13 protein-coding genes and 1 pseudogene are annotated in these 10,043 nt (G+C 68.6%); 11 read left to right on the forward strand and 3 right to left on the reverse strand.

Annotation, left to right across the window (positions count from 1 at the left end; genetic code table 11):
* The first annotated feature begins 299 nt into the window (after window positions 1–299).
* The 11 genes from A5625_RS18110 to A5625_RS18155 all read left to right on the forward strand — a co-directional run bounded on the left by A5625_RS18110 (window position 300) and on the right by A5625_RS18155 (window position 9,119).
* A complete protein-coding gene (locus A5625_RS18110) occupies window positions 300–1,835 on the forward strand; it encodes a DNA cytosine methyltransferase (RefSeq protein ID WP_066996858.1) in 1,536 nt (511 codons plus the stop codon).
* A 447-nt stretch (window positions 1,836–2,282) separates the two neighbouring features.
* A complete protein-coding gene (locus tag A5625_RS18115; protein ID WP_066996862.1) occupies window positions 2,283–2,609 on the forward strand; it encodes a hypothetical protein in 327 nt (108 codons plus the stop codon).
* Between the two features lie 410 nt (window positions 2,610–3,019).
* Window positions 3,020–3,403: a hypothetical protein gene (locus A5625_RS18120; protein ID WP_066996866.1), complete on the forward strand. Its 384-nt coding sequence runs from the start codon at window positions 3,020–3,022 to the stop codon at window positions 3,401–3,403.
* A 401-nt stretch (window positions 3,404–3,804) separates the two neighbouring features.
* Window positions 3,805–4,110: a hypothetical protein gene (locus tag A5625_RS28480; protein WP_232003746.1), complete on the forward strand. Its 306-nt coding sequence runs from the start codon at window positions 3,805–3,807 to the stop codon at window positions 4,108–4,110.
* A 221-nt stretch (window positions 4,111–4,331) separates the two neighbouring features.
* The gene (locus A5625_RS18130) at window positions 4,332–4,580 is read left to right on the forward strand and encodes a hypothetical protein (protein ID WP_156748335.1); all 249 of its coding nucleotides are present in this window, start codon (window positions 4,332–4,334) and stop codon (window positions 4,578–4,580) included.
* A 483-nt stretch (window positions 4,581–5,063) separates the two neighbouring features.
* Window positions 5,064–5,459, forward strand: coding sequence for a hypothetical protein (locus A5625_RS18135; RefSeq protein ID WP_066996872.1), 396 nt, complete (start codon window positions 5,064–5,066; stop codon window positions 5,457–5,459).
* Between the two features lie 33 nt (window positions 5,460–5,492).
* Complete coding sequence (locus A5625_RS18140) at window positions 5,493–5,897, forward strand: hypothetical protein (RefSeq protein ID WP_066996875.1); 405 nt, start codon at window positions 5,493–5,495, stop codon at window positions 5,895–5,897.
* Window positions 5,898–6,307: 410 nt separating this feature from the next.
* The gene (locus A5625_RS18145; RefSeq protein WP_066996878.1) at window positions 6,308–6,763 is read left to right on the forward strand and encodes a hypothetical protein; all 456 of its coding nucleotides are present in this window, start codon (window positions 6,308–6,310) and stop codon (window positions 6,761–6,763) included.
* 33 nt (window positions 6,764–6,796) lie between these two features.
* Window positions 6,797–6,973, forward strand: a complete 177-nt coding sequence (locus tag A5625_RS29210) for a hypothetical protein (RefSeq protein WP_156748337.1) — start codon at window positions 6,797–6,799, stop codon at window positions 6,971–6,973.
* A gap of 442 nt (window positions 6,974–7,415) precedes the next feature.
* Window positions 7,416–8,369, forward strand: coding sequence for a DUF4192 family protein (locus A5625_RS18150; protein ID WP_066996881.1), 954 nt, complete (start codon window positions 7,416–7,418; stop codon window positions 8,367–8,369).
* Window positions 8,370–8,777: 408 nt separating this feature from the next.
* Window positions 8,778–9,119, forward strand: coding sequence for a hypothetical protein (locus A5625_RS18155; RefSeq protein ID WP_066996883.1), 342 nt, complete (start codon window positions 8,778–8,780; stop codon window positions 9,117–9,119).
* 108 nt (window positions 9,120–9,227) lie between these two features.
* On the opposite strand, the gene A5625_RS18160 is transcribed toward A5625_RS18155, so the two are convergent.
* The 3 genes and pseudogenes from A5625_RS18160 to A5625_RS18170 form a co-directional block, all read right to left on the reverse strand.
* Entirely contained in the window at window positions 9,228–9,383 is a 156-nt protein-coding gene (locus A5625_RS18160) for a hypothetical protein (protein WP_156748339.1), read from the reverse strand.
* 79 nt (window positions 9,384–9,462) lie between these two features.
* Window positions 9,463–9,759: a hypothetical protein gene (locus tag A5625_RS18165; protein ID WP_066996889.1), complete on the reverse strand. Its 297-nt coding sequence runs from the start codon at window positions 9,757–9,759 to the stop codon at window positions 9,463–9,465.
* Between the two features lie 50 nt (window positions 9,760–9,809).
* A pseudogene (locus tag A5625_RS18170) lies at window positions 9,810–10,028 on the reverse strand (hypothetical protein); the annotation flags it as partial.
* Between the last annotated feature and the right edge of the window lie 15 nt (window positions 10,029–10,043).

Raw genomic sequence — 10,043 nt, forward strand, 5'->3', positions numbered from 1 at the left:
CCTCACCTTCTTTAGCCGTCAGCAGGGGCCAAGTGTGACCGACAGGGACCCCGTCGCTGTCAACCCACGCCCGGCGGGCTCGCCCGTTCTTCGCTCCCGCCGCCCTCCCGGGCGGCTCCCGCTACGCCCGTGCGCCACCGGCGGCATTTGCGGCCCTACCCAGCTCGCTGCCGCTCGCGGCCGCAAATCCGCCTCCTGCTTTCCGCCGGGCTCTTCGGGGTTGACACCGCCACCCCGCCGGTCCCCCACACCCCAACGCCGACCGGCGCCAACCACCAACCCGAAACGGAGACAACACCATGACCCTGACCCTCACCGACCTCTTCTGCGGTGCCGGCGGTTCATCAACCGGAGCCACCACCATCCCAGGCGTGTCCGTGCGCATCGCAGCCAACCACTGGCAACTGGCCGTCGAAACCCACAACACCAACCATCCCGACGCCGACCACGACTGCGCCGACATCAGCCAAGTCAATCCCTGGCGATACCCCAAAACCGACATCTTGTGGGCCAGTCCCGAATGCACCCATCACTCGGCAGCCAAAGGGCGCAAACGTGACTCAGAGCCCGACCTGTTCGGCGACACCCTGCCCGACGAGGCCGCCGAACGCTCCCGCGCCACCATGTGGGACGTCGTGCGGTTCGCCGAAGCACACCGCTACGCTGCCGTGATCGTCGAAAACGTCGTCGAAGCCTGCCACTGGCAGCCCTTCCCGGCGTGGCTGATGGCGATGGACTCCCTGGGCTATCAACACCACATCGTGTTCCTCAACTCCATGCACGCCCAGGCCTTCGGCCCCGGCGCACCTCAAAGCCGCGACCGGATCTACGTGCTGTTCTGGCGCAAAGGCGCCCCACGCCCCGATATCGAGCGCGTGACCGCACCTGCCGCCGTATGCCCGGTGCACGGCGACATCAATGCCCGCCAAGTGTTCAAGCGCCCCGACCGCACACCATGGGGCCGCTACCGCCAGCAATACCTCTACATCTGCTCCACGCCGCGTTGCCATCGCATCGTCGAACCGCACTACCGGCCCGCCGCTGACATCATCGACTGGACGCTGCTGGGCCAGCCCATCGGGGAGCGCGCCAAACCGCTCGCCGAGAAAACGATGGCCCGCATCCGTGCTGGCATCCAACGCTACTGGGCGCCGCTGCTCGTCCCGGTCGAAGCCCGAGACGGCAAAAAAGCGGCACCGATCGACCAAGCCGCGCGGACCATGACCACCCGCAACGAAACCGGTCTCTTGGTGCCCACCGGCGGGACCTGGCGCACCGAGGCAACCCCCACCGCCCAGCCGCTGCCCACCCGCACCACCCGCGAGAACGACGGCGTCGCGATGACCCCGTTCATCGCCGAACTGCGCGGCGGCGGCTCCAAACACCGGCCGGTCACCGATCCGCTGTGCACGGTCGTCGCCAACGGCAACCACCACGGCCTGGTAACCACCTACTACGGCAACGGAGGGACCCGGCCCGCCAGCGACGCGCTGGCCACTGTCACCGCGGTCGAACGGCACGCACTGTTGATGCGCAACAACACCGCCCGTGGTGACCAAGGCCAGATGACAACCCCAGTCGGTGAACCGATCCGCACCGTCACCACGACCGGCCATCAGTCGCTGCTCACCGCCGAGCACCCGACTATCGAGCTCGACGACGTCCTGTTTCGGATGCTTGAACCGCGAGAGATCGCCGCGGCGATGGACTTTCCCGGCGACTACCGGATCCTGGGTAACCGCCGTGAACAGGTCCGCCAGGCAGGCAACGCGGTGACCCCTCCCGCCGCGCGTGACCTCGTGGGCATCGTCGCCCAAGCGCTCGGCGCGACCTAATAACACCGCTCGGGCCCGGCCATCTCTGCACTCGGGGTTGGCCGGGCCCCCCTTTTTCTTCGGGCCCACACCGTGCCGGCGCGCCCCGCGCGACCGGACTAGCCGCCTAGCGGCGGCCACCAAATCCGCAGCCCCTCACCTTCTTTCACCGTCAGCAGGGTGCACACCGTAAGCGGGCGGGGGCCCGAGCGCGCAACCCACGCCCACCCGGGCCTCACCGTCCCGAGTGACCGTTTTCGGCCCTAACGCCAGCTCGCCCAAGGCGCTACCGCGCCGGCGAGCGCGGCCGAAAACCCGGCGAACACCCGGCGCGGATTCTACGGGGATTGCGCACCCACCCTCACCCGCTTGCCCACACCCCGCGCCGAGGCCTACGCGATCACTCACGCCACCACGGAGCGCGACTACCCCTGCCCGAACAAATAATTGGAGAGGACCCCAGAAGCCATGAGCGACAAAGAATACTGGGAACAATGGTGCGGCTCGACCGTGCCGCCCGTTGAGCGAATCAAGCGGCACGCCAAGATCCGCTACGTCGACGGGATCCGCTGGATTACCTATCCCGACGAAATCAACGGCGCCAAGGTCATCGTCGACATGCCCGTCAACGCGCTCACCAAATCCTGCGACCAAGGCCGCCACGACGACTGCCCGCACCGACTCGGCGGACCCCAAGAGGGCGGGGTGGTTCTCAAGGTGTCCCTGCCCGGTGCCGTATGGCGGTGTGGTTGTCCCTGCCACCGCGATCCGTTTCGCGCCGGGCGCCTGTTCTAACCGCACTACCGCGCGCGTCCGGCCGGTCATCTCAACGTGGTGGCCGGCCGGAAGCCCGGCATTCCTCCAGGGCGCGGTGGCTGCCGGCGCGCCCCACGCGACCGGACTGGCCACCTGTCGGCGGCCACCAAATCCGTAGCCCCTCACCTACCTAGCCGTCAGCAAGGGTCGCAGCCTAATCGGCCGGGGGCCCGAGCGCGCAACCCACGCCCGCGTCGACTACACAGGCCAAGTGACCTTTTCGGCCCTAACGCCAGCTCGCCGAAGGCGCTACCGCGCCGGCGAGCGCGGGCCGAAAACCCTGCTCCGTTCGCCGCGCACTCTTCGGGGTTGCGCGCCCACCCTGTGCCGATTGACCGCTCCCCCGCGCTGACCGGCGCACCACTCAGCACACCGAACGGAGAACCACCATGACTGCAGAACTGGACCACTGGGCCACCACAGACCACGACCCCACCAGCCACACCGAGGCCATACGACACCTCACCCTGATCACCGCACAACCACCGGCTCCCGCCGGGCCCGCTATCGACGAGCTCGCCGTCCTCCAAGTCGCCCACGACGGCCTGCGCTTACACCTGCGAGGAGCAGACCGCGACGAAGCGGTGCGCCGCATGCACGGCCGCATCGACATCGACCTGATTGCCTGGCGCCTCTACACGACGCCGCGCACCATTCACCGGGTCGCAGCGCGACTCGGGCTCACCGCACACAAGACCCCCGCAAGCCACCCCTCCGCGGACACCTTCACCGCAACGGGGCCAGGCACGCCACGACCACGTGCCACAGCCTGAAAACGGCCCCCGGGGTCCGGCCCGCCTACCCAGGTTGGCCGGACCCCCCTTTTCATCCGGTCCAGCAGGGTACCGGCGCGCCCCGCGCGACCGGACTGGCCACCTGGCGGCGGCCACCAAATCCGTAGCCCCTCACCTAGCTAGCCGTCAGCAAGGGTCGCAGCCTAATCGGCCGGGGGCCCGAGCGCGCAACCCACGCCCGCACCGAACTCCACAGGCCGAGTGACCTTTTCGGCCCTATGGAAGTGAATCCCCAGGCGCTGACGCGCCGGGATTCACCGGGCCGAAAACCCTGCTCCGTTCGCCGCGGACTCTTCGGGGTTGCGCGCCCACCCTCAGCCGATTGACCGCTCCCCAGCGCTGACCGGCGCACCACTCAGCACACCGAACGGAGCAACACCATGGACCACGAATTCGAACTCGCCTTCAACCTTCTCGACGAAGCCGCCGGACGAATCCAGCAGCAACAGTACGGAATCACCCGAATCCTGATCCACAACCACGGCGACATTCTCCTCACCACCGTGCACGACTACACCCCCGACACCGGGCACCGCCTCGTGCTGCTCGCCGCCGACGACCACGGACAGATGGTGGCCGTAGAAGCCACCGCACCCGACCTCGCCGCCGACCCCCACACCCGGATCCTCAAAGGCCGCGCCGGGGACATGACCTTCCACGCCACCGCCGACACCTGGACCTACTGAGCCGCCCACCACGGCCACACCTACACCCTGACCGCCGGAATCGGCGACCAACCGGCCTGGACCGTCACCGTCGACGGCGGCACCGCCCAACACCACGACGACCTCGACACCGCGATCGACACCGTCCTCGACCATCACGCCAGCGCGGCCGCCTAACCGCCCACCCACCGGCCGGGCCCACACGGGCCCGGCACACCCAAACCCACAGAAGGAGATTTCTCATGTCCGACATCGACTACGCACTGGCCTACGACTTCATCGACCCCGCCGAAAACATCCCGCGCCAACTACGGTTCCGCCGCAACCCGGCACCCCCCGGGCACTCCGAAGCCTTTGGCGGCACCGGCCAACTCGTGGCCGTCATCGCCCACGCCGGGCCCAACAGCGGCCACACCATGCCCATCAGCCGCCCCAACGTCGACTTCGATCAGGTCGAAACTGTTCTCGACGGATGGCAAAGCTGGGCCTAATTCGGCCCCTACACCGCCGACCTGTCCGTCATCCGCACCCGGATCCGCGACGCCGGACTCACCTAACACGGGTGAGCACCCGGGCCCGGCCAGCACCCGCACCACTGCGGGGTTGGCCGGGCCCCCTTTTTTCTTCCGGTCGGCCCACACGATGCCGGCGCGCCGGGCGCGCCCGGACTGGCCACCTGTCGGCGGCCACCAAATCCGTAGCCCCTCACCTTCTTTAGCCGTCAGCGGGGTGCACACCGTAAGCGGGCGGGGACCCCGACCGCTCAACCCACGCCCGCACCGAACTACGCAGGCCGAGTGACCTTTTCGGCCCAATGCCAGCCCGCCAAGGCGCTGCGCGCCGGCGAGCGCGGACCGAAAACCCTGCTGCGTTCGGGGCGGACTCTTCGGGGTTGACCGCCCACCCTCACCCGCTTGCCCGCACCCCAGCGCCGACCGGCGCACTCCATCACCATCGGAAAACGGAGAAACATCATGTGCTACAACCGCATCGCCATCCTGGCCGAGCTTCGCACCGAACTCGTCACCGGCACCTGCAACCCCAGCAGAGGCTTCGCCGAACTGACCGCACCGCTGCTGCTCGACGACAGCTTCACAAGCCTGCTCTACAAAATTGCTGACCGCCGGCCCCTGCGGGCCGCCCTTTTGTGGAGCCGCATCGGCGACCACCTCAACGGCCAGGCCCGCGTCCAAGCCCTCACCCTGGCAGCAGTGTTCGCCCTCAAAGGCGGCAACCCCGGCATCAGCGCCACGCTGATCACCCGCGTCGACGTCGAGATCCGCCGCCACCACAGCCACACCCCCGCGATGATCGACATCCTCAAACTCGACCACCGAGTCCGCGACCACCTGCCCCACGCCGTCGCCTGAACCCTCGAATCCACCCCGCAGGAAGGAATCACCATGAGCAACCACATCGAGTGGGGCCACGCCGCACACAGCCTCTACACCTTGCACACCCGCACCCGCGGCATCGAGGAATTGCTGCCCGACAAGGAAAATGAACTCACCGAGCCCTTCATTCTGGGCCTGTGGAACGAAAACGGAGACGGACTCGCGCTGCACGGCACTCGCCGCCAGCTGCTCGACTACCTCGGCCTCGTCATCGCCCACGTGCAGCGCGAAACCGACCCGCGCCTCGAGCTCGACCAGGCCCTCACACGGCTCCATGCGCTGCGACAAGAACGCGCCGCGGCCCTCGATCACACCCACTCCAGCAGCTGCCGCATCGCCGACCTCGACGAGCAAGAGCTCGACCTCCTCAACGAAATCGCCGAGGCCGCCGCCGAAGTCAACGACCAGCTGTAAGCCCCGCCGGGCCCGGCCAGCACCTGCACCCCCGCGGGGTTGGCCGGGCCCCCCTTTTTCTTCCAGCCCGATGGGATACCGGCGCGCCGGGCGCGCCCGGACTGGCCACCTGTCGGCGGCCACCCCAAATCCGTAACCCCTCACCTTCTTTAGCCGTCAGCGGGGTGCACACCGTAAGCAAGCGGGGACCCCGACCGCTCAACCCACGCCCGCACCGAACTACGCAGGCCGAGTGACCTTTTCGGCCCAATGCCAGCCCGCCAGGGCGCTGCGCGCCGGCGAGCGCGGACCGAAAACCCTGCTGCGTTCGGCGCGGACTCTTCGGGGTTGACCGCCCACCCTCACCCGCTTGCCCGCACCCCAGCGCCGACCGGCGCACTTCACCACCGTCCGAAACGGAGAACAACATCATGAGCGCATACGTCGTCGAAGCCGAACACATCAACGTCCTACTGTGGGCCGGCCGTTACGGATTTCGCCGCCCCTGCGGCAACCTCACCTGGGTCTACGACAACCCGATCCGAGTCAACCAGCTCACCGACGACAACCTCGACCAGGTGGGCCAGATGCTCGTCGACGCCAACACCGCCTCGGTCAACTACTGCTACTTCAACAACCCGATCCACGAGCCCTACGAGTACCGCCACACCCGGCCCCTGCACACCTGGTCGGTCGTCGAAGTCCTCAAGGCGTTGCAGTGCTACGAATACCAGGCCTGCGAACCCAAGGACTGGCAGCACACCCAGGCCTACGCATTCTGCCGCGAGCTGCAGAACATGTTGGTCCAGGCACTCCCGGGCTATGACCCCGCGCCGTGGGGCATTACCCGCATCAGCCTGCCCGCCGCTCATCGGCGCAGCGCCTAACCCACTATCTCCCAACGTGAAAGGAGCTGTCCCATGATCATCAACGGCATCGTGTCACGCACCCTCCCCGGCGGGCGGCCCGTCGACATTCCGTTCGTCATCGACACCGTCACCGGCACCTACAGCCAGTGGGGACACGACACCATCACACTCGGGGAAAACGTCGAGCTGCTCGAGGCACTGCGCGACACCGCCTGCGAGACGAGCTAAGCGCAATCCCCTTCGGGGCCCGGCCGGCACCTGCACCACCGCGGGGCTGGCCGGGCCCCCCCTTTTTCTTCGGGCCCACACGATGCCGGCGCGCCGGGCGCGCCCGGACTGGCCGCCTGGCGACGGCCACCAAATCCGTAGCCCCTCACCTTCTTTAGCCGTCAGCAGGGGCCAAGTGTGACCGACAGGGACCCCGTCGCTGTCAACCCACGCCCGGCGGGCTCGCCCGTTCTTCGCTCCCGCCGCCCTCACGGGCGCCTCCCGCTACGCCCGTGCGCCACCGGCGGCATTTGCGGCCCTACCCAGCTCGCTGCCGCTCGCGGCCGCAAATCCGCCTCCTGCTATCCGCCGGGCTCTTCGGGGTTGACACCGCCACCCCGCCGGTCCCCCACACCCCAACGCCGACCGGCGCCAACCACCAACCCGAAACGGAGACAACACCATGACCACTCTCATGCGCACCCCAGCCGACATCGTCGCCGCGGCCGCGGGCCTGCTCGGCTTCGCCCCCACCAACAGCATCGTGGCCTACATGCTGCGCCGCGACTCCGCCGACGGCCTATTGATCCGTTGCGCCATCCGCTTTGACATCACCGTCACCACCGCCCAAGCCGCCAACCTCCCCGCCACCTGCAACCTGCGCTCAGCCGACAACCACGGCGCGGTCCTGCTCGCCGTCTGCGACGACCAGCACAACCCCCACGCCCTGGCTCTCCTCGATGCCCTGCGCCACGCGCTCACTACCGCAGGCATTCCGGTCATCCGCCGGATCATGACCCACGACGTCACCGCCGAAGGGCAGTGGTACGACCCCGACAGCGGCCAACACGGCCCCACCTACCCCTACACCGACTCCCTGTTCACCGCCCAGCGCGTCCTCGCCGGCGAGCGAGTCAGCCGCGACCGCAGCGATATCGAAGCCGAATTCGCCCCGCTTGCTCCCGCGCCTCCCGTGCCGCTCGGCGACCAAGGCGAGCTCGTCATCACCACCGCCGAAGAGATCTCCGACGCCCTCCACGGGCATCCGATCAGCCGAACGCTGCCCACCCGGGCCGGGCACATCATCACCGCCGACGTCACCGTGCGTGACGCCATGATCTGGGCGGCCATCGAGCACACCCGGGCCGCGGCCGAACTGTGGACCCACATCGCCCGACGTCTGCGCGGACAACCCCGCGCCGAAGCGCTCACCATCGCCGCCGTCGCCTACTGCCTGCTTGGCGACACCGTCCGCGCCGGCATCGCGATCGACACCGCGCTCGACGAAGCCGAAGCCGCTCACGTCCCAGCCCCCCGGCTCGCGATGCTGCTCCTGGCCGCGCTGCGCGCCGGGCTGGCGCCCGACCACATCCAGCGCGTCATCATCGACAGCGCACCCCACCCCGGGCGCGACTAACCACCCGCCCGACCGGGCCCGGCCAGCACCTGCCCCACCGCGGGGTTGGCCGGGCCCCCCTTTTTTCTTCGGCCCCATACCGTGCCGGCGCGCCGGGCGCGACCGGACTGGCCGCCTGGCGGCGGCCACCAAATCCGTAGCCCCTCACCTTTGCACCGTCAGCAGGCGTCGCAGCCTAATCGGGCGGGGGCCCGACCGCTCAACCCACGCCCACCCCAAACCGCGCGGGCCGAGTGACCTTTTCGGCCCAATGCCAGCCCGCCAGGGCGCTGCGCGCCGGCGAGCGCGGACCGAAAACCCTGCGCCGTTCGGCGCGGACTCTTCGGGGTTGACCGCCCACCCTCACCCGCTTGCCTGCACCCCAGCGCCGACCGGCGCACCACTCAGCACACCGAACGGAGCAACGCCATGTACGAACTCGCCACCACCGTGTACCTCAACCAGGCCCGCCGGCAGGGCCTTGGGTTTGGCCACTTCGAGCCCGCAAAGCTCTACGCCGCTGCCGCATTCACCCTCACCGTCACCGGCCGGCCCAGCGACGAGCAGACCACCGTCGCGCTCGAAACGGTTTTCGAGCAGCTCAACATCGACGACCCCGACCAGCCGTGGGCCATCAAATACCGGATGGCCGGCCACCGCTGCCTCAGCGTCGGCGACGTCGTCGTCCTCGGCGAGACCGCCTGGGCCTGCGCCGGCAGCGGCTGGGATCTGCTCACCGCCGACCAACTCCGCGACGCCCTCTACGATTAGCCATCCCGGCATCACGCAACGGGCCCGGCCAGCTCCCCACCCCTCAGGGGATTGGCCGGGCCCTGTTTTCGTTCTTGAGCCGTTACCCGCGGCCGCGCCGCGCCGCGATCACCACCGCAGCGCGTTGCCCGCCGCGTCCGGGCGCGCCCATCCGACATCGGTCACCGCCAACCGCGGCGCCTCCTCGGTGACCAGCCAGCGCACCATCTCGGCGGGCAGCACCTCACCTGATTGCGTCACGCAGTCCAGTAGCGCGCGTTCCACCACAGTCTCCTTTGCCAGCGCCGCCGATGGCGCCGCGTCCATTCTCGCTTGCCCAGCGCCAAACTGTCGGGACGGCACTTCAGTGCGGCAGCGTCGACAACAACCAGTCCACCGTGTGGCTACCCAGCAGCCACAACATCACCGCCACCAACAGCGCGATCATGGCCGACCCCACCTTGATCTTCACCGCGTCGAACTCCTTTCTCAAGCTTTGCTCACCGCGCCGGTCCAGCGTCGCCAACACCCTTGCCGCCAGCCCCGGCCCCGAGTACAGACCAGCCGCCCGCTCATCGAGCGCCAAGCCAACCGCGACGTCGGCGCACCGGCCGCGCGCCGACGTCAACTCAACCCCGCCGCACCAGCTCACCGACCACACCCATCGCCTTCACACCGTCAAACCTCCCTCAACCTTAAATCCCCCACACCCCACCTCCTGGCACATTCCCCACTCAAACCGGTGAGTTCAGCAACCTTGACCGCATCCCCGGCCACCACCCACGTCGGGACTCGGGTGTCACCTTCGGTGTAGTACTCCCCGAGCCCGCCACCGGCCGACACCCGGTCCATCGCGGCCTGTTTGGCCTCATTGGCCGTCTTCTCGTAATAGGCGATGCTCCAGCGGGAGAGCCGAGAAATCGTCAACACCCGCGACCACCTCCC

Source organism: Mycobacterium sp. 1465703.0, from assembly GCF_001672975.1.
GTDB lineage: Bacteria > Actinomycetota > Actinomycetes > Mycobacteriales > Mycobacteriaceae > Mycobacterium.